We start from the raw sequence: 20,614 nt of genomic DNA, 5'->3' as shown, positions 1-20,614 counted from the left end.
AATGCTGAAAAAGAAACGCATATTGCTAAAAGTAGGCTCCAATACGCTTACCAAGGAAACCGACAATATTTCAAGAGGAAAGATTGAGGATATTGCTAGTCAAATTGCTCAATTAAAGGATTCCTGTGAATTTATTATCGTGAGTTCTGGAGCAATTGCGGTGGCCAAGCAGTTTGTGAAATTGGAAAGCAAGCGAAAGGAAATCTTTGTAAAACAGGCTTTGGCGTCCATTGGTCAGCCCCATTTAATAAGAATTTATCAGGAGATTTTTCGGGAATATGGTTTGTTGAGTTCGCAGTGTTTGCTATCGTATTCGGACTTTGAGAAAAAGGAAAGCCGGACCAACATTATGAATACCATCAATGTGTTGGTGAACAATAATTATATTCCGATCATTAATGAAAATGATACGGTGGCAACAGATGAAATCAAGTTTGGCGATAACGATAAGTTGGGCGCCTTAACAGCCTCGCTTTTGGATGTAGATTTATTTATCATAGCAACCAACACCAATGGTATTTATACAAAGGCATCTATGGGAAATGGGACACCAAAAACCATTGAAAATGTAAGTGATTTTGATGAGTTGGCCGATGAGGTGATCAATTCGAAATCCTCCCATGGGAGTGGTGGTATGAAGAGTAAAATAGAGGCAGCTCAGGTAGCCAAAGCATCAAATATTGAAACTTGGATAGTAAATGGTTTAGAAGACAATTTTATAGTGAATGCTATGGAAGGCAAAGTGCCACTTACCAAAATAAAATGACGAAATTGAGACCTGCCAGGTCTGAAAAATTAAGAAAATGAAACATTATACATCCATTCACGATATAGACGATATGGGCAATTGGATAGAGGAAGCCAAGGCATTAAAGGCGAATCCGCTAAAACATGTCGAATTAGGCCGAAACAAAACCATAGGCTTGTTATTCTTTAATTCCAGCTTGCGTACCCGGTTAAGCACACAAAAAGCAGCATTGAATTTGGGGATGAACCCTATTGTGATGAATGTATCGGGTGATGCTTGGGGCATTGAGTTTGGAGATGGCACTGTGATGAATGGTACCACTGCAGAACATATTAAGGAAGCGGCGGCCGTTGTATCGCAATATTGCGATATTATTGCGGTAAGGGCGTTTCCAACCTTAACGGACAAAGTAAAGGATGAAAGTGAGCAGGTGTTAAAATCGTTTGTAAAATATGCCTCCGTCCCAATTGTGAATATGGAAAGTGCCACGGGACATCCATTACAAGGGCTTACGGATGCTTTGACAATTTCGGAGCATGCTCAGGTTTCAAAACCAAAAGTAGTACTCAGTTGGGCACCCCACACTAAAGCATTGCCTCATGCAGTGGCAAATAGTTTTGTTCAAGCAATGCAAAAGATGGATGTTGAATTTGTGATTGCCAATCCGGAAGGCTATGACCTAAATCCTGAAATCACTGGCGACACACCCATTTTCCATAATCAAAAGGAGGCCTTTAAGGATGCCGATTTTGTGTACACCAAAAACTGGAGTTCGTATGAAAGCTATGGGAAGGTTATCAAAAAAGACTCAGATTGGATGATTACAAAAGATGAAATTGGCAAAGCTAAATTTTTGCACTGCTTGCCAGTTAGACGAAACGTTGTGGTTGAAGATGCGGTACTGGATTCTGATAGTTCGTTAGTAATTCAACAGGCCAATAACAGGACTTATGCGGCGCAATTGGTTTTGAAAAAATTATTGGAGAATTTGTAAGCGCGTTTAGCATATGAAAAACGTTCTGTTTATGTTGACACTTTTAACGTATTTAAACTGTTCAGTAGCTAAAAATATTGATAAGAAAAAGAATGACGTTAAATATGAAATAGTCCAAGTGCCATTCGTTTATGAGAATGAAAAAGATACATTGTTCCTTAATGAATTACGATTTTACAACATTAAATCTGCATTGGATGGAATTGGTTTGATAAATCAAAACTATGGTACTTGGGATAAAGAAGCGGAAGGGAAGTACCAAAAAAATATTAAGAGATTTATTTGGGAGGATTTAAAACTGTTTGAGAGTTCTGAAGAGGTTTTTACCATTGTCGCGGATGGTACAGAAACTATAAATGACTATTTTGCCTGCTTAATGATTTTTGACTCTCAAGGAAATGATGCTTTTAATAAAAAGCACGAATTCAATCAAAGACTGAAGGAATTGTTTCTATATAAAATGAAAAAGATTAATCGAAGTAAAATAAATTATAAAGATCTGCATTGATAGTATTGAATTTCAGCTTTACAAAATAATAAAATGGAAAAACTATCCATAGTAAAAATAGGAGGCAATGTTATTGAAGATGCCAACGCTCTAAATACGTTTTTAAAACTATTTTCGAAGTTAGAAGGCAAAAAAATTTTGGTACACGGTGGTGGCAAAAGAGCTACCCATATTGCATCCAAATTGGGAATTGAGTCCAAAATGGTGAACGGCCGAAGAATTACCGATGCCGATACTTTGGAAGTCATTACCATGGTTTATGGTGGTTTGGTGAATAAAAATATTGTCGCTAAACTCCAAGGATTGAATGTTGACGCGATTGGATTAACAGGTGCAGATATTAACAGTATTTATTCTGAAAAAAGACCTGTAAAAGAAATTGATTTTGGTTATGTGGGAGACGTTAAAACTGTGGCGCATAAGTCAATTAATAAATTAATTGAAGCTGATTTTACGCCCGTATTTTGTGCCATTACCCATGACGGCAATGGGCAATTGCTGAATACGAATGCGGATACGATAGCCTCTGAATTAGCCATCGGGCTTTCAAAATTGTATCATGTGGAGTTGTATTATTGTTTTGAAAAAAATGGTGTGCTAAAGTCGGTTGAAGATGAAAATTCGGTTATTGAATATATGGATTACGGCACCTATGAGATATTAAAACATCAAGGCACATTTCATGACGGGATGCTTCCCAAATTGGATAATAGCTTTCACGCCATCGAATCCGGTGTGTCTAGGGTGTTTATAGGAAACCCAACGGTGATAAGTAATAAAGAGCAAAAGTTTACTACCTTGTATTTATGATAGAGCAACTTACAAAAGGGGCTATTGAGCTTTTAAAACAGCTTATCGAAACTCAATCTTTTTCTTCCGAAGAAGAGGTGACGGCTTCACATATCGAAGATTGGTTTAAGCGTTATAAAATCGCGTACAAACGCAATGGAAATAATGTTTGGGCTGTCAATAAGAACTTTGAGGAAGGTAAGCCGACCTTGTTACTAAACTCCCATCACGATACCGTAAAGCCGAATTCCGCGTATACCAAGGATCCGTTGAAAGCCATTGTTGAAGATGGTAAATTATACGGTTTGGGAAGCAACGATGCAGGTGGATGTTTGGTGTCTTTAATTGCTGTGTTTACGTATTATTATAATCACGACAATTTAAAATATAATTTAGTAATTGTCGCTTCCGCGGAAGAGGAAAGCAGTGGGCCAAATGGGCTGAACAGTATGTTGCCAATTATTCCAAATGTTGACGTAGCCATTGTTGGTGAGCCAACACTTATGAATTTGGCTGTTGCCGAAAAGGGGTTAGTGGTTTTTGATGTGGTGCTTACAGGAACGCCAAGTCACGCGGCACATCCTAATGACGACAATGTGATTTATAAGTCGATTGAAACCTTGCAGTGGTTCAAAGATTTTAGATTTGAGAAAGGGTCTGATGCTCTCGGTGATGTAAAACTCACTGTAAGCCAAATCAGCGCAGGGAAACAGCATAATGCCGTTCCGGCCGATTTAAGTTTGGTAATTGATGTACGTGTGAATGATGCGTATTCCAATGAAGAAATAGCTGAAATTTTGCAAAAAGAAGCCCCGGTAACTAGCATTACACCACGTAGCTTACGATTAAATTCGTCTTCCATTCCAATGGAGCATCCTTTAGTGCAGGCTGGTATTGCCATGGGTAGAACAACCTATGGCTCGCCAACTTTATCCGATCAAGCAGTATTGTCCTGCCCCTCATTGAAATTGGGGCCAGGGGATAGCACGCGCTCACATTCGGCAGATGAATTTATCCATTTACACGAAATAGAAGAAGGGATTAAGATATATGTTGAATTGTTGAATCGGGTACTAATTCCTGCGAAAGCAGGAATCTAAATATGACAAGTACTCCTGCAAGGTTTCAAAAAACCTTGTAGGTCTAAAATATTAACTTAAAAAGAAGGCAGAGATTCCTGCTTTCTCAGGAATTTATGAAACTCTGGGACAAAGGCATATCCATTGATAAAAAAATAGAACAATTTACTGTTGGAAACGACCGTGAAATTGATATCCATATCGCGAAATACGACGTAATTGCTTCCAAGGCGCACGCCAAAATGTTGGAAAGTATTGGGATATTATCTTCAGAAGAATTGGAACGATTATTAGGTGGGCTGGATGTTTTGGCGCAACAAATTGAAGCCGGTACTTTCGAAATTGATGCCCAATTTGAAGATGTGCATTCTAAAATTGAATTTGAACTCACCAAATCGCTTGGGGAAGTTGGAAAAAAAATCCACACGGCGCGTTCCAGAAACGATCAGGTTTTAGTGGCTTGTCAGTTGTATTATAAGGAGAATTTGCAATTGATTTTATCCAAGGTAAAAACGCTTTTTGATACGCTATTGGATTTAGCCGAAACCCACAAATACAAACTATTACCGGGTTACACGCATTTGCAGGTGGCCATGCCGTCTTCTTTTGGGCTATGGTTTTCGGCCTATGCCGAATTGATGATAGACGATGTGTATCTGTTAAACGCGGCTTTAAAAACCGTGGACCAAAACCCTTTAGGTTCCGCAGCTGGATATGGTAGTTCTTTTCCTATTGATCGGGAGTTGACTGCCAAGGAAATGGAGTTTTCTACCCTAAAATACAACGTGGTGGCCGCCCAAATGGGTCGGGGTAAAAACGAACGCACAATTGCGGTCGCTTTAGCAAGCTTGGGCAATACTTTGGCGCGATTTGCAATGGATACATGTTTGTACATGAGCCAAAATTTTGATTTTATTTCCTTTCCTGATGAATTGACCACGGGAAGTAGCATTATGCCCCACAAAAAGAATCCTGATGTTTTTGAATTGATACGTGGCAAATGCAATAAGATACAGGCGCTACCGACTGAAATGGTTTTGATTACCAATAATTTGCCCAGTGGCTATCACAGGGATTTTCAATTGCTGAAAGAAAACATGATTGCGGCTTTTGAGGAGTTAAAGGACATTTTGGATATCTTCAATTATTCCATTCAACAAGCCATTGTAAAGGATGTGGATTTGAATGACGACAAATACAAATATCTCTTCACTGTGGATAATATTAATACTTTGGTAGTAGAAGGCAAGAGTTTTAGGGAAGCCTATCAAAAAATTGGTGGACAAGTTCAGGACGGAACTTACAAGCCTGATACTTCAAAAAAGCACACGCATATTGGCAGTATCCATAATTTGAGTTTGGATAAGATCAGAAATAAGTTTCCTGTTTAAGCTTTTACTAAAGAAAAAGAGCCCTAGAATTGGGCTCTCGTTTTCTGGACGTCTCCTTTTAGTTTAGTATATTTAATTGCATCGGTGACTAACTCAAATAATTAAATAATGGTGGATTGTCCTAGGTGAATGTTGGTAAAGTTTAGATTTGTTTCTTCTGGATTGTTTATAAAATCCTCAATAAATTCACCGACCTTACTAGTGGTAATATTATTGTATCGCGTATTCAAATCCGGAGTTGTGATATGTAATTGCAACGATTTATCCACCGCTTCGCGAACAAGTGCTGCTTCATCAGATAAATCAAAATGATCCAGTAATAATGCTGCCGACAAAATTGACGCAATCGGATTGGCGATACCTTTATTGGTGGCTTTTGGGTACGCCCCATGGATGGGCTCGAACATCGCGTGTTTATCCCCGCGAGAGGCCGAAGCCAAAAGACCGATAGAACCAACAATAACGCTAGCTTCTTCTGATAGGATATCCCCAAACATATTTTCCGTAAGAATTACGTCAAACTGTCTCGGGTTTTTAATGAGTTCCACAGCGGCATTATCCACAAACATAAAATCCATGGTAACATTGGGATATTGCTTGGCCAGTTCCAAAACCACACGACGCCATAACCTAGAGCTTTCCAAAACATTGGCTTTATCAACCAAGGTTAGTTTTCGTTTTCGGGATTGTGCAGCCTTAAAGGCGGCATGGGCAATTCGCTCTATTTCGTAACGGTGATACTCGCACAAATCGGAAGCCGTATTACCGTCTTCACTTAGTTTGCGCTCACCAAAATAAATACCCCCGGTCAACTCACGATAAATCAAAATATTTGTGTCCTTTATCTGCTTGACTTTAAGTGATGATTTGTTCAACAAATCATCATAAGCAATTACCGGACGGATATTGGTATGCAACCCCAAAGCTTTTCTCAAGCCTAATAAACCCTGTTCAGGACGTACTTTGGCGTCGGGGTCAATGTCGTAGGCCGTATCTCCAATTGCCCCGAACAACACGGCATCTGCTTTTTTACAAAGCGCAATAGTTTCCTCAGGAAGAGGATTATTGTGCTCTTTAATGGCCGCTGCACCCACCAACCCGTAATCAAAATTAAACGTATGCTCAAAGGCCAAGCCAATAGCCTTGAGGACCTTTACCGCCTCAGCGGTTACTTCAGGGCCAATACCATCTCCTGGTAATACGGCAATGTTCAATTTCATTATTTAATAGTTATGATGAAATGATTTCGTTATAAACACTTGTTGATTCTACTATTTGATGGATGTCGCTGTCATCAATTTCCTTTTTCTGATCAGCAAATTCCAAAAACTTGGCATAAACTTCGTCCAATTGCAGTTTGGTCAATTCATAGCCTACGTTTTTCGCCCTGTATGCTAACGCGGCCCTGCCGCTCCTTGCCGTTAGCACAATCGCGGATTCCGTTACGCCGACATCTTTGGGATCTATAATTTCATACGTTTCCCGATTCTTAATCACTCCGTCCTGATGGATACCTGAACTGTGCGCAAACGCATTGGCACCAACGATGGCCTTGTTCGGTTGGGTATAAATACCCATGCTGTTTGAAACTAATTGACTGATGCCGTAAAGCATTTCAGATTTTATTTTAGTATCCAAATTAAGGTAAGGATGTTGCCTTAAGATCATTACTACCTCTTCCAAGGCCGTATTTCCGGCACGCTCACCAATACCGTTAATCGTACACTCTATTTGGCGCGCGCCATTAATTACTCCTTCGATGGAATTGGCCGTTGCCAAACCTAAATCGTTATGACAATGGCAAGAAATAATGGCTTTTTCGATCCCCTTAACGTTTTCCTTTAGGTACTTAATTTTTGCTCCGTACTCACTTGGTAAGCAATAGCCCGTAGTATCGGGAATATTGAGTACTGTTGCACCGGCCTTTATTACGGCTTCGCACACGCGAGCGAGGTATTCGTTATCGGTTCTGCCTGCATCCTCGGCATAAAACTCTACGCTTTCCACAAAGGATTTTGCATATTTCACGGCTTTTACCGCACGATCAATCACATCTTCCTGAGTAGATTTGAATTTGAACTTTATGTGCGATTCTGAAGTGCCGATACCTGTATGAATCCTTGGTGTTTTGGCATATTTTAAGGCTTCTGCAGCAACTTTTATGTCATTTTCAACCGATCGTGTTAAGCCACAAACAGTTGCATTTTTTACTATTTTTGAAATTTCCTCAACGGATTTGAAATCACCTGGACTTGACACGGGGAAACCTGCTTCAATAATATCTACCCCAAGTTGGTCAAGCTGTTCGGCAATAACCAATTTCTGGTCAGTATTTAACTTACAGCCAGGAACTTGTTCACCATCGCGTAGCGTGGTGTCAAAAATTTGAACGTGATTATCAGACATTTATTAGAATATATTTTCTTATTGTGTTACGAATGTATATTTTGGTTTCGTAAAAACTACTACTGCAATAGCTTTTTTTACGATGTTTAACTTGTATGTTGTTATGTTAAATAACTGAAAATCAGATTTTTAAATCTGATTTTATGACTATGCTAAAAGAGCAAAAAGATAATTTATTTGTTTTGGTAAAATCGCTTTCCAAGTCTGAAAAGCGACAATTCAAGCTTTATGTAGGAAGACTAGGGGTTAACGAGGATTCCAAGTTTCTGATGTTGTTCAATATTTTGGATAAGTTGAAGTTTTATGATGAGGCGTCTATTTTAAAAAAGGGCATTGTAAAGAAACAGCAACTATCTAACCTAAAAGCTCATCTCTACAAACAAATATTGATCAGTTTACGTCTAAACCCCTCTCATCAAAATGTTAGAATCCAAATCAGGGAACAGCTTGATTTTGCAACGATTTTGTACCACAAAGGACTTTACAAACAGAGTTTGAAAATATTGGACAAAGCCAAAAACTTAGCGATCGCCCACGAAGAAAAAAATGTGGCATACGAAATCGTAGAATTAGAGAAAGTAATTGAGTCACAATATATTACAAGGAGCATTAGTAACAGGGCAGACGAGTTGACCATTCAGGCCAAAGAATTGAGCTTGCAAAATGTAGTAGCCAGTAAACTTTCTAATTTGTCATTACAACTGTATGGCTTGTTTTTGAAAACTGGCTACATCAAAAATGACGAAGAACATAAAATTATCACCAAGTATTTTAACGACAGGTTGCCCGCCTATGACATCAACAGGCTTGGTTTCAGGGAGAAGCTGTGGTTATACAAATCATATCTGTGGTATAGTTTCTTAACGGTGGATTTTCTATCATGTTATAAATACGCCTCAAAATGGGTGGATCTGTTTTATGAAAACAAGGATATGATTGTGCTCAACCCTGTGTTTTTCCTCAGGGGAAATCATTATTTACTGGAAGCATTGTTCTACCTGCGTAAATATGAAAAGTTTAAGGATACGCTGTCCAATTTTGAAGATGTTGTTACTGAAAAATGGTTTCCGCTGGATGACAATAATGAGTCGTTGGCCTTTTTGTATATCTACACCAACAAATTCAACCTTCATTTTTTCGAGGGCAGTTTTCAGGAAGGCCTGCGGTTGATTGATGAGGTTTTGGAAAAGTTGAAAAGTTACCAAAATCGTATCGATGAGCATCATATTATGGTGTTTTATTATAAGATAGCAAGCATGTATTTTGGGGCGGGAGAAAACCGAAAATGCATACATTATCTGGAAAAAATCATCAATAATAAATCGTTGCAAATGCGAGAGGATTTGTTGTGTTTTTCCAGAATTTTGAACTTGGTAGCCCATTATGAAGCTGGGCTAGATTACAATTTAGATGTATTGATCAGAAGCACATACAAGTTCCTTATTAAAATGGAAGATTTGTACGAAGTGCAAAAAGAGTTTATTAAGTTTTTACGTGTGTTGGGTGATATCTATCCACATGAAGTAAAACGGGAATTTATCAAACTTCATGAAAAACTAAAAGAGTTTGAGGATGATCCATACCAGAGCCGCGCTTTCTTGTATTTAGATATTATTTCCTGGTTGGAATCCAAAATTGAAAATAGACCAATTGGTGAGGTTATTAGGGACAAATTTCAAAATAGCATGGAAAAAAAATAAAAATTTTGTTCGAAAAATTTGGAAATTAACGGATTCTATTTGAATATTTGCATTCACAAAAGTTCAGACAGGTATTGAAATGTTATCAAGAAAGGTGGAGGGATTAGACCCGGTGAAGCCTTAGCAACCCTTTAGACTTACTAAAGAAGGTGCTAAATTCTACTTAAGCCCCGATTCATTTATCGAAGCTTGGATAGATAACCAAACAAATTACACACTGTAATTTCAAACTTCTTCATAACATTTTTCTATTAAGTACGCTTTAAAAGTGTATTTTGACTTTTGAATTAATTTATTTATTAAATCGAAAAAAACTAGAAAAATGAGCGAACAAAAATTAGCGACAAATGCATTGCATGCAGGACACGATGTAAAAGCCAACGGGGGTACTAGGGCAGTGCCAATTTATCAAACCACGTCTTACGTCTTTAACAATTCAGACCATGCAGCCAACCTGTTTTCATTACAGGAACTAGGGTTTATTTACACCCGATTAAACAACCCCACTAATCAGGTTTTACAGGAACGTTTGGCGGCAGTTGAAGGTGGTATTGGGGCTGTAGTGTTTGCTTCCGGAACAGCGGCAATTTCAACAGGGTTGTTAACCCTTTTAAAGGCTGGCGATCATATTGTGGCTTCAAGTAGCTTATACGGTGGTACTTATAATTTACTGAACGTAACTTTACCAAGATTGGGCATCACAACAACTTTTGTGGATGCCTCGGATGCGCAAAACTTTGCAGATGCTGTGCAGGATAATACTAGGGCCTTTTTTGTAGAATCTTTAGGAAATCCAAAATTAGATGTGTTGGATTTGGAGGCCATTGCAGAACAATCTAAAGTGGCCGGTGTGCCATTTATTGTGGACAATACGGTGGCTACTCCCGCATTGTTGAATCCGATTGAACATGGAGCGAATATCGTAATTCATTCCTTAACCAAATATATTGGTGGCCAAGGAACTTCTTTGGGTGGAGCAATTATTGATGCAGGAACTTTTAATTGGGCTAACGGGAAATTCCCTGAATTTACTGAGCCATCAGCAGGCTATCATGGCTTAAAATATCACGAAACTTTAGGGGCGGCATCTTATACCTTTAAATTAATCTTAGAAGGATTACGGGATTTTGGTGGCGCTATGAGTCCGACGAATGCATTCAACATAATCCAAGGCTTGGAAACCTTACCGGTTCGTATTAAAAAACACAGCGAAAATGCTTTGGAAATTGCTAAATGGTTGGAAGCGCAGCCCGAAGTGGCTTGGGTAAACTATCCAGGTTTGGAAAGCAGTAAATATAAAGCTTTGGCCGATAAATACTTGCCAAATGGACAAAGTGGTATCGTGACATTTGGTGCAAAAGGAGGCTTTGAAGCGGCCAAAACAGTGGCCGACGAAACACAAATTTTCTCATTATTGGCTAATATCGGAGATACTAAATCTTTGATTATTCACCCATCAAGTACGACACACCAGCAATTGGATGAAGCGCAACAGGAATCGGCTGGGGTATCGGCAGATTTGATCCGATTGTCCGTAGGTATTGAGGATGTTGAGGATTTGAAAGCAGATTTGAAACAGGCGTTTGCTAAGATTTAAAACATAGGGTTAACCATTCCCCTCCTTGGAGGTCCCGATAGCTATCGGGAGAGAGCGAGTAGTGAAAGCCCGACCCGCAGGGTAACGCCCAAATAAAAATAGATTGAAAAACGATTTACAACATATCATCATTAAAGATTACACTACTGAAAGTGGTGCGCTAAATGCTGAGATAAAATTGAGTTATCAGGTGTTTGGGCAAGCTTTGGGGAGTGCGCCAATTGTTTTGGTAAACCATGCGCTGACTGGGAATAGTAACGTGGCCGGTGATGATGGTTGGTGGCAGGATTTGATTGGTGTGGACAAGGTGATTGATACCAAATTGTACACCATTTTGGCATTTAATATTCCCGGAAATGGCTTTGACGGTTTTGTGATCGACAACTATAAGGATTTTGTGGCGCGCGACGTTGCGAATATCTTTTTGAAAGGTTTGGAAATCTTGAAAACGGGCCAATTATTTGCAACGATTGGAGGTTCTTTGGGTGGTGGTATTGCTTGGGAAATGGCGGCTTTGGCACCTGATTTTACCGAGCATTTAATTGTGGTGGCCACGGATTGGAAATCTACGGATTGGTTGATTGCAAATTGCCAAATTCAGGAGCAGTTTCTGTTGAATTCGAAGAATCCGGTACACGATGCACGCATGCATGCCATGCTGTGTTACCGTACGCCAGAGTCGTTTAAGGAGCGTTTCCAACGGTCTAAAAATGAGGATCTGGAAATTTTTAATGTGGAAAGCTGGTTGTTGCACCACGGAAAAAAATTGCAGGAACGTTTTCAACTGTCTGCCTATAAATTGATGAATCAGTTGTTGAAAACGATCGATGTCACCAAAGGTAGGGCAAGCAATTTTAATGTGCTTGAAAATATCAAGGCCAACATCCATATTGTTGGGGTGGACTCGGATTTGTTTTTTACTGCGGAAGAAAATAGGGAAACGCATCGCCAATTGGCGCAGGCTCATCCCAACGTGACTTATAATGAGATTCACTCGGTGCACGGACATGATGCTTTTTTAATGGAATATGACCAATTAGAGGAAATAGTAGAGGGCATTTTTGTGCCCGATTCTAAACGTAAACGTATGAAGATTTTAAAATTTGGAGGTAAGTCTTTGGCTAATGGAAAAGGGCTGAATACCGTGCTTTCAATTATTGAAAATAAGGTAAATGCTGGCGAACGGATTAGCATTGTGGTTTCGGCAAGAGGGTCTGCTACCAACGATTTGGAAGGGCTTTTAAACAAAGCTTTAAAAGGTGAAGCTTATAAGGAGGAACTTGAAGCATTTAAAGCGTATCAGGTGGAGCCTCTAAAATCGGTGGATTTTTCAAAGGAATTTGCAGTTTTAGACAAGCTTTTTGAAGGTGTAAGCTTGTTGCGGGATTACAGCAAAAAGACCAAAGACACCATATTGGCGCAGGGTGAATTGCTGTCCGTAAAGCTGATTACCGAAATTTTGAACGCCAAAGGTATAAAGGCCAATGCCGTGGACGCAAGGGAGTTGATAAAAACCGATGAGGCCTTTGGAAATGCGCAACCGCTGTCAAAATTGTCCAAGGAAAATATACTAGGATATTTCAAAAAGCACAAGGATGCCGTAAATGTGGTTACTGGTTTTATCGCTTCAAATTTGAAGAATGAAACAACTACTTTGGGTAGAAATGGTAGCAATTATACAGCCGCTTTACTGGCCAATTTCTTGGATGCTGAGGAGTTGGAAAACTACACTCACGTCAGCGGTATTTATACGGCCGACCCGAGCTTAGTTTCCGATGCAAAACAAATCAGGGAATTGTCTTACAGTGAAGCGAACGAGTTGGCCAATTTTGGTACTTCGGTGTTGCACGCCAAGACCATTATTCCTTTGGTGGAAAAAAATATCAACCTCAGGATTTTAAACACCTTTAATGCTGATGATGAAGGTACTTTGATCACGGCACGACCGAGTAACAAAGAAGTGACCTCGTTATCCGTTTTGGATAATGTAGCCTTGTTGAATTTAGAAGGGCGTGGCTTATTAGGTAAAATTGGCGTAGACGCACGAATTTTTGGTGCGTTGAGTAATTATGGCATTAGCGTGAGTATTGTTTCACAGGGGTCTTCAGAGCGGGGCATTGGGCTGATCATTGATGCCGATCAAGCTACCCAAGCAGTGATTGCCTTGGAGCGTGAATTTGAAAGCGATTTCTATTCACAGGATGTGAACAAAATTGATGTGGTAGATGACGTGGCGGTGATTTCCATTGTGGGTATTGAATTGAGTTCGTTCCATAAACCCTTCAATGCTTTGATTCGAAACCAGATTACGCCGTTATTGTTCAACAATACAGTCACAGGAAAGAACGTAAGTTTGGTGTTGAAAAAATCACAATTGCATAAGGCGCTTAATGTGATCCATGGTGAAATTTTCGGGATTTCGAAGAAAATTAATATAGCCATATTTGGTCATGGCGGGGTTGGTGGAGCGCTTATCAATCAGATTTTAAAATCGAAAAATGAGATTGAACGAAGGAAAGGTATCAATCTAAATGTATTTGCCATTGCCAATTCCACAAAGTTGATTTTGGACAAGAATGGCGTTGCTTCAAATTGGAAGGAAGCCATCAAACATAGTACTTATGACAGTTCTATTGCTGATATTATCACCTACGCGAAAAACCACCATTTGGAAAATTTAATTGCTGTGGACAATACGGCGAGTGATGTGTTTTATAACAATTATATCCCGTTGATTGAAGCAGGTTTTGATTTGGTATCGTCCAACAAAATTGCGAATACCATTTCGCATGAGTTTTATACAGAATTGCGTGAGCAGTTGAAAGAACACAATAAAGAATATTTGTACGAAACCACCGTTGGTGCCGGTTTGCCTTTGATTGATACGATTAAGTTGTTGCACGAATCGGGTGAAAATATCACTCGAATTAGAGGGGTGTTTTCGGGAACGTTGAGTTATTTATTTAATAACTTTTCGGTGCATGACAAACCCTTTAGTGCCATTATTAGAGAAACTGTGGAAAAGGGATTTACCGAGCCAGACCCAAGGGAGGATTTCTCTGGAAATGATGTGGCAAGAAAGCTATTAATTTTAGCAAGAGAGTTGGATTTACAAAATGAATTTGAGGATGTTGCCGTGTTGAATTTAATTCCAGAAGCCTATCGCGATATTTCGGTAGAAGACTTCCTGTCGCAATTAGAAGTGTTGGATGCGCAATATCAAAAATTGAAGGATGAACAAAAAGAAGGACACGTACTCAGATATGTTGGGGATTTGTCAGGGGATTTGTCTCAGGACAAAGGCCATTTGGAAGTGAAATTGGTATCGATTCCAGCAGATAGTACTTTAGGCCATGTAAAAGGGAGCGATGCCATTTTCGAGATATTTACTGAAAGCTATGGGGAGCAACCTATCGTGATTCAAGGTGCAGGTGCAGGTTCGGAAGTTACTGCACGTGGGGTGTTTGGAGATATTTTGAGGCTGTCTAAACATATAAATTAAAATTGGTTCCAAGGGTTTTAAACCTCTTGAAGAAATAAAATGAGCAAGAAAAAACAATTCGAAACCAAAGCCATACGAACGCAATCTGAAATCACACAATTTTCGGAGCATTCTGTACCCTTATATTTAACATCGGGGTTTGTATTTGATGACGCCGAGGATATGCGAGCCTCGTTTGCCGAGGAAAAACACCGCGATTTATATAGTCGCTACAGCAACCCGAACGTTAACGAATTTGTGGAAAAGGTTTGCCAGATGGAAGGCGCAGAAGACGGTTTTGCATTTGCAAGCGGCATGGCGGCCGTGTTTTCCACCTTTGCCACACTGTTGGATGCAGGTGACCACGTGGTATCCTGTAGTTCGGTGTTTGGGGCAACCCACGGATTGTTTACCAAATATTTCCCGAAGTGGAATATCGAATGTTCGTATTTCAACATTAATGAATTGGACTCCATTGAAAGCTTAATTCAGCCAAACACCAAATTTATTTATGCTGAAACGCCCACAAATCCTGGGGTTGATGTTTTGGATTTGGAATTTTTAAGTGCCATTTGCAAAAAGCATGATTTGTTATTGGTGATTGATAACTGCTTCGCTACGCCTTATCTGCAGAATCCTATAAAATTTGGTGCAGATTTGGTCATTCATTCAGCGACGAAACTGATGGACGGTCAAGGTCGCGTTTTAGGAGGCATCACCGTTGGCAAAAAAGAATTGATCCGGGAGATTTATTTATTCTCCAGATTGACAGGCCCATCCATGAGTCCCTTTAACGCTTGGGTATTGTCAAAATCTTTGGAAACGTTGGCCATTCGCGTTGAAAAGCATTGTGATAATGCATTAAAATTAGCCGAATATTTGGAAACCCGTCCCAAAGTAAAATGGGTAAAATATCCTTTTTTAAAGTCACATCCTAAACATGAGATTGCTAAAAAGCAAATGCGATTAGGAGGAAATATTGTGGCATTTGAAGTGGAAGGTGGACTAGAGGCTGGAAGGCAATTTTTGGATGGCATTAAAATGTGTTCCTTATCGGCCAATCTTGGGGATACAAGAACGATTGTTACTCATCCTGCAAGTACAACCCATGCAAAGGTAGAGCCAGAAGTGAAGACTGCCGCCGGCATTACGGACGGTATGGTAAGGTGTTCCGTTGGTTTAGAGCATGTGGATGATATTATTGCTGATATTGAACAAGCTCTCGGTTAAATTGATGCGTAACAAAACCATATATCAAGTTGATGCATTTACGGACGAGGCTTTTGGAGGTAACCCTGCAGGAGTAATGATTTTAGATGAATTGCCCTCTGAAACATGGATGCAAAACATGGCCATGGAGATGAATTTATCTGAGACAGCTTTCGTTGTGCCAAATGGTCTCGGTTATGATATTAAATATTTTACGCCAACGGTTGAAATTGCGTTATGCGGGCATGCTACTTTGGCTTCTGCCCACATTATGTATCAATTGGGAATTAAAACAACCAATGAGTTGATTCACTTTAGAGCAAAAGGTGGGGGTTTAACTATTTCCAAACAAGGGGATTTTATCGGAATGACATTTCCAAAATATAACCTTTCAGAAATTGAAACTCCCCAAAACTTTTATGGCTTAGTGGGCTTTGAGCCAATTGCCATGTATCAAAGTGATTACGATTGGATTGTGGCAGTAGCCGAAAACCGGAAAGCTATTGAAAACTGCACGCCCGATTTCAATGCTCTCAAAGCAAACGGACTCGGTCGATTAATGGTAACTTCTGAGGGAAAATCAGAAGATGTTGATTTTGTGGTGCGCTGTTTTGTGCCCCAAGCGGGCATAGACGAAGATCCAGTTACGGGGTCCGCGCATTGTGCTTTGGCCCCTTTGTGGGCCGAAAGACTCGGAAAAAATCAAATGATTTCTCATCAGATTTCTAAGCGAGGGGGTATTTTGCACCTTGTCTTAAATGACGAGAAAGTAGAAATAAAGGGAAAAGCAATTACCATTTTTGAGGCAAAATTGAAGCTATAATTTATATCTTAGCACGATGCTTTCCAAAAAGACAAAATACGGCTTAAAAGCTCTAACTTTTATCGCAAGAAGTGGGGATGATGTTCCAGTTCAGGTTAGTGCTATAGCGAAAAACGAGCAAATTCCTCAGAAGTTTTTGGAGAGTATTTTATTAACCTTGCGAAAAGCAGGAGTTTTAGGTTCTAAAAAAGGAAAACATGGAGGTTATTATCTGAGAAACAAACCTTCTGAAATCAAAATGACTGACGTCATGCGTGTTTTGGAAGGCCCAATCGCAATGGTGCCTTGTGTAAGTTTGAACTATTATGAAAAGTGTGATGATTGTCCGGACGAGCATAAATGTAGCGTGCACAGATTGATGATTGAGGTACGTGATAGCACCCTTAAAGTGTTTAGGAATACCACTTTAGCAGATTTATCTAGGGTTTAGCCATTGAAAAATTAATAGTATAACGCCATTTCCTTGTAAGTTTTGTTCATTTTATCGTCAAAATACTCCAATATTCTAAAAAGTAAGCTCGAACCTTTGTAGAGCGGAAAAAAGTATTACTTTTGTAATCCCTATTAAATTGATAGGATTAATATAAAATAACGACAAATGATTGCGCAGATGTTATTAAAAAGTAAAGAGAAGTCCACTTATAAGGAAGATAGTGCCGGCGAAAAACCAATTAGAAGTGTTGCCAAGGCGTTAAGTTGGAGGGTAGTAGGGACTTTGGATACGCTTTTGGTTTCGTATATTTTAACAGGAAGAATATCTCTTGCCGCTTCAATAGCATCCGTGGATTTTGTGACGAAGTTGATTTTGTACTTCTTTCACGAGCGTTTTTGGAATCTTATCAAATGGGGGAAATAAATTGATATGGGTATGTTTACAGAAAATCAAATAGAAGCATTAAATAAAGAGTTTGAAACTTCAACGCCTGCTGAAATTATTCAAAAGGCTTTTGAACTGAATAACAAAGCTGTTGTTACCACTAATTTTAGACCTTATGAGGCAGCAATCCTTCATGCGGTTAGCCAGGTGGAAGCTAAAACTCCAGTAGTTTGGTGTGATACAGGTTATAATACGCCTAATACTTACCGTCACGCGGAACAGGTGATTAAGGATTTGGATTTGAATGTCTTTTTATATGTGCCAAAGCAAACTTCAGCACATCGCGACGTAGTGATGGGCATTCCTTCTATTGACGACCCAAAACATGCAGAGTTTACGGAGCAAGTGAAATTGGAGCCATTCAAAAGGGCAATGGACGAGCATCAGCCAAATGTGTGGTTCACTAACCTGCGTCAGGGGCAAACGGCTTTTAGAGACAGTATCGGTATTTTCAGTTTAAGTAAGGATGGTGTTTTAAAAGTTAGCCCATTCTATTATTGGTCTGACGAAAAATTGGATACTTATTTAGAAGAGAACAACTTGCCAAACGAGTTTAAATATTTTGACCCAACTAAAGCATTAGAAAATAGAGAGTGCGGTTTACACGCATAATCAGTAGGCAGTTACAGTAACCAGTGAAACAGATAGGAAATTAAAATAATAACAAAAACTCTTGCTCCGCCCGAGTAAGAATGTCCCGCCTCAGCGGGATTAGGAGGGGCCTTTATTATGAAGAAAGACACATCACATATCAATTCACTAGAAAACGAAGCGATATACATTTTTAGAGAAGTAGCGGCACAGTTTGAAAAGCCTGTGTTGTTGTTCTCAGGTGGGAAAGACTCCATTACCTTAGTAAGGTTAGCCCAAAAAGCATTTTATCCAGCTAAAATCCCATTTCCGTTGATGCACATTGATACGGGACATAACTTCCCTGAAACTATTGAATTTAGAGACCGTTTGGTGAAAGAATTAGGTTTGGAATTGATTGTGCGCAATGTTCAGGATTCTATAGATGAAGGAAAAGTGAAAGAAGAATCCGGGCGTTACGCCAGTAGAAATATGTTGCAAACCACTACGCTTTTAGATGCTTTGGAAGAATTCAAGTTTGATGCCGCCATTGGTGGTGCGCGTAGAGATGAAGAAAAAGCAAGAGCAAAAGAACGTATTTTCTCCGTACGTGATGATTTTGGTCAGTGGGATGAAAAAAATCAGAGACCAGAGTTATTCGATATGTTGAACGGGGAGATCGATTTGGGACAGAATGTTCGTGTATTCCCAATTTCAAACTGGACAGAGCTTGACGTTTGGTCTTATATCGAAAAAGAAAACATTGAAATCCCATCAATTTATTTTGCACACAAACGTAAAGTGTTTTTAAGAGATGGTTTGATTTGGTCTGCTGAGGATGATATCGTTTACCGTGATGAAGAGGAAGAGGTATTTGAGGAAATGGTGCGTTTTAGAACGGTTGGAGATATGAGTTGTACGGCGGCTGTGCTATCAGATGCGGTTTCAATTTCAAAAGTAGTTGAAGAAATTAGAGATTCTTCAATTTCAGAACGTGGTGCTCGTATTGACGACAAACGCTCCGAAGCAGCCATGGAAAAACGTAAACAACAGGGGTATTTTTAAATTTGCAATAGCAAATTTTGCCTTTAGCTATTGGCTATTAGCTTTTAGCTGAAAATTGAAAACAAATTTAAAATATAAATAAGCCAAGAGCCAAAAGCTAAAGGCTAACAGCCATAAAAATATGGAAGTATTAAAAATAGCAACAGCAGGAAGTGTAGATGATGGAAAGAGTACACTTATCGGGCGTATTCTTTATGATACAAAGTCATTAACTACGGATAAATTGGAAGCCATTGAAAAAACAAGTAAACAGCGCGGATACGATTACTTGGATTTTTCTCTAGCCACGGATGGTTTAGTAGCAGAAAGAGAGCAAGGTATTACAATTGATGTGGCACACATCTATTTTTCAACAAAAAATAAAAGCTACATCATCGCGGATACCCCAGGTCATGTGGAGTACACACGAAACATGGTTACTGGAGCTTCAACATCCCAAGCATCTATTATCTTGATTGATGCTAGAAAGGGAGTGATTGAGCAAACCAATCGTCACTTTTTTATCAATAATTTATTGAGAATTAAGGATGTTGTAGTGGCTATCAATAAAATGGACTTGGTTGATTATTCGGAAGAAGTTTACAATAGAATTAAGGCAGATTTTGAAGTTTTGATGAGTAAACGTGATTATCAAGACCAGAAAATATCATTTATCCCGGTAAGTGCTTTGAAAGGGGATAACGTAGTTCACAAATCCAACAAAATGCCTTGGTACAAAGGCGAGGCGTTGCTTGAGCATTTAGAGCGGTTGGATAAGGCCGATATTTTTAATGTTGGTACGCCACGTTTTCCTGTGCAGTACGTGATTCGCCCTAAAACTGAGGATTACCACGATTTTAGAGGATATGCTGGTAAAGTGTACGGAGGCGATTTAAGTGTAGGTGATGACATCATTGTATTGCCATCAAAAACGCGTTCAAAAATTAAGGATATCTTCTTTTATGATGAGAACTACGAAACGGCGTCAAGACGTTCTTCAGTAACGATTACCTTAGAAAACGATATTAACGTAAGCCGTGGTGATATGATTGTAAAGGAAGGTGATTTGCCAACCATCGATAAACAATTTACAGCCAATGTTTGTTGGATGGATACTGATGAATTAGTGCCTGGTGGCAAATATATTGTACAACATGGTATCAATAAAGTGTTGGCTAAAGTCGATCGTATCAATCATAAAATCAACCCTGACTATTCTGGTTTTGAAAAGGGCGTGACAAGTTTGGGAATCAACGATATTGCTTCGGTAACATTCAAGTTGAATAAACCAATTTTTTACGATCAGTTTAAAAACCATAGAACTAACGGGTCATTCATTATAATAGATACACAGTCTAACAATACTGTTGGCGCTGGTTTCATTCAATAGAAAAAGAA

General features: G+C 39.3%; 18 protein-coding genes and 1 riboswitch. Of the genes, 16 read left to right on the top strand and 2 right to left on the bottom strand.

The genetic code is table 11. The annotated features are described in order from the left end of the window. Nucleotides 1-4 precede the first annotated feature (4 nt). The 6 genes from proB (at nt 5) to argH (ending at nt 5,509) form a co-directional block, all read left to right on the top strand. Nucleotides 5-766 (top strand): glutamate 5-kinase, encoded by a 762-nt coding sequence (proB, locus tag H7U19_RS06410; RefSeq protein ID WP_186561509.1) that lies wholly within the window; start codon nt 5-7, stop codon nt 764-766. Between the two features lie 37 nt (nt 767-803). Beyond that, nucleotides 804-1,742: an N-acetylornithine carbamoyltransferase gene (locus tag H7U19_RS06405; protein WP_186560363.1), complete on the top strand. Its 939-nt coding sequence runs from the start codon at nt 804-806 to the stop codon at nt 1,740-1,742. A gap of 31 nt (nt 1,743-1,773) precedes the next feature. After that, on the top strand, nt 1,774-2,250 hold the full coding sequence (locus H7U19_RS06400; RefSeq protein WP_186560361.1) for a hypothetical protein: 477 nt from the start codon (nt 1,774-1,776) through the stop codon (nt 2,248-2,250). 33 nt (nt 2,251-2,283) lie between these two features. After that, complete coding sequence (argB, locus tag H7U19_RS06395) at nt 2,284-3,060, top strand: acetylglutamate kinase (protein ID WP_186560360.1); 777 nt, start codon at nt 2,284-2,286, stop codon at nt 3,058-3,060. Next, entirely contained in the window at nt 3,057-4,139 is a 1,083-nt protein-coding gene (locus H7U19_RS06390; RefSeq protein WP_186560358.1) for a M20 family metallo-hydrolase, read from the top strand. Before argB ends, H7U19_RS06390 begins: the two co-directional genes overlap by 4 nt. Nucleotides 4,140-4,234: 95 nt before the next feature. Next, entirely contained in the window at nt 4,235-5,509 is a 1,275-nt protein-coding gene (gene argH, locus H7U19_RS06385) for an argininosuccinate lyase (protein ID WP_186560356.1), read from the top strand. Between the two features lie 101 nt (nt 5,510-5,610). Here argH and leuB read toward each other — a convergent pair whose 3' ends face one another. Together leuB and H7U19_RS06375 are read right to left on the bottom strand one after the other, a co-directional pair. Beyond that, entirely contained in the window at nt 5,611-6,729 is a 1,119-nt protein-coding gene (leuB, locus tag H7U19_RS06380; protein WP_186560354.1) for a 3-isopropylmalate dehydrogenase, read from the bottom strand. 10 nt (nt 6,730-6,739) lie between these two features. After that, nucleotides 6,740-7,915 carry a 2-isopropylmalate synthase gene (locus tag H7U19_RS06375; protein WP_186560353.1) on the bottom strand — a complete coding sequence of 392 codons (1,176 nt, stop codon included), beginning with the start codon at nt 7,913-7,915 and terminating at the stop codon, nt 6,740-6,742. 149 nt (nt 7,916-8,064) lie between these two features. Here H7U19_RS06375 and H7U19_RS06370 point away from each other — a divergent pair, with 149 nt between their 5' ends. The 10 genes from H7U19_RS06370 to H7U19_RS06325 all read left to right on the top strand — a co-directional run bounded on the left by H7U19_RS06370 (nt 8,065) and on the right by H7U19_RS06325 (nt 20,606). Next, on the top strand, nt 8,065-9,615 hold the full coding sequence (locus H7U19_RS06370) for a hypothetical protein (RefSeq protein ID WP_425489554.1): 1,551 nt from the start codon (nt 8,065-8,067) through the stop codon (nt 9,613-9,615). A gap of 79 nt (nt 9,616-9,694) precedes the next feature. After that, nucleotides 9,695-9,819: riboswitch (SAM riboswitch) on the top strand. Nucleotides 9,820-9,937: 118 nt separating this feature from the next. Next, nucleotides 9,938-11,212, top strand: a complete 1,275-nt coding sequence (locus H7U19_RS06365; RefSeq protein ID WP_186560349.1) for an O-acetylhomoserine aminocarboxypropyltransferase/cysteine synthase family protein — start codon at nt 9,938-9,940, stop codon at nt 11,210-11,212. 103 nt (nt 11,213-11,315) lie between these two features. Then, nucleotides 11,316-14,714, top strand: coding sequence for a bifunctional aspartate kinase/homoserine dehydrogenase I (gene thrA, locus H7U19_RS06360; protein WP_186560347.1), 3,399 nt, complete (start codon nt 11,316-11,318; stop codon nt 14,712-14,714). A 39-nt stretch (nt 14,715-14,753) separates the two neighbouring features. Further along, the gene (locus tag H7U19_RS06355; RefSeq protein WP_186560345.1) at nt 14,754-15,923 is read left to right on the top strand and encodes a trans-sulfuration enzyme family protein; all 1,170 of its coding nucleotides are present in this window, start codon (nt 14,754-14,756) and stop codon (nt 15,921-15,923) included. Nucleotides 15,924-15,927: 4 nt separating this feature from the next. Then, nucleotides 15,928-16,725, top strand: a complete 798-nt coding sequence (locus H7U19_RS06350; RefSeq protein ID WP_246454658.1) for a PhzF family phenazine biosynthesis protein — start codon at nt 15,928-15,930, stop codon at nt 16,723-16,725. 16 nt (nt 16,726-16,741) lie between these two features. Continuing rightward, entirely contained in the window at nt 16,742-17,155 is a 414-nt protein-coding gene (locus H7U19_RS06345; RefSeq protein WP_186560335.1) for an RrF2 family transcriptional regulator, read from the top strand. Nucleotides 17,156-17,323: 168 nt separating this feature from the next. Further along, complete coding sequence (locus tag H7U19_RS06340; RefSeq protein WP_186560334.1) at nt 17,324-17,581, top strand: DUF2061 domain-containing protein; 258 nt, start codon at nt 17,324-17,326, stop codon at nt 17,579-17,581. A gap of 12 nt (nt 17,582-17,593) precedes the next feature. Continuing rightward, nucleotides 17,594-18,214 (top strand): phosphoadenosine phosphosulfate reductase domain-containing protein, encoded by a 621-nt coding sequence (locus H7U19_RS06335; RefSeq protein ID WP_186560332.1) that lies wholly within the window; start codon nt 17,594-17,596, stop codon nt 18,212-18,214. Between the two features lie 117 nt (nt 18,215-18,331). Beyond that, nucleotides 18,332-19,237, top strand: a complete 906-nt coding sequence (gene cysD, locus H7U19_RS06330; protein WP_186560324.1) for a sulfate adenylyltransferase subunit CysD — start codon at nt 18,332-18,334, stop codon at nt 19,235-19,237. A gap of 121 nt (nt 19,238-19,358) precedes the next feature. Then, complete coding sequence (locus H7U19_RS06325) at nt 19,359-20,606, top strand: sulfate adenylyltransferase subunit 1 (RefSeq protein ID WP_186560317.1); 1,248 nt, start codon at nt 19,359-19,361, stop codon at nt 20,604-20,606. The last annotated feature ends 8 nt before the right edge of the window (nt 20,607-20,614 follow it).

Source organism: Hyunsoonleella aquatilis (assembly GCF_014270105.1).
Classification (GTDB): Bacteria; Bacteroidota; Bacteroidia; order Flavobacteriales; family Flavobacteriaceae; genus Jejuia; species Jejuia aquatilis.
The sequence above is the reverse complement of the archived record's forward strand: the minus strand, read 5'-3'. Positions and strand labels throughout refer to the sequence as shown.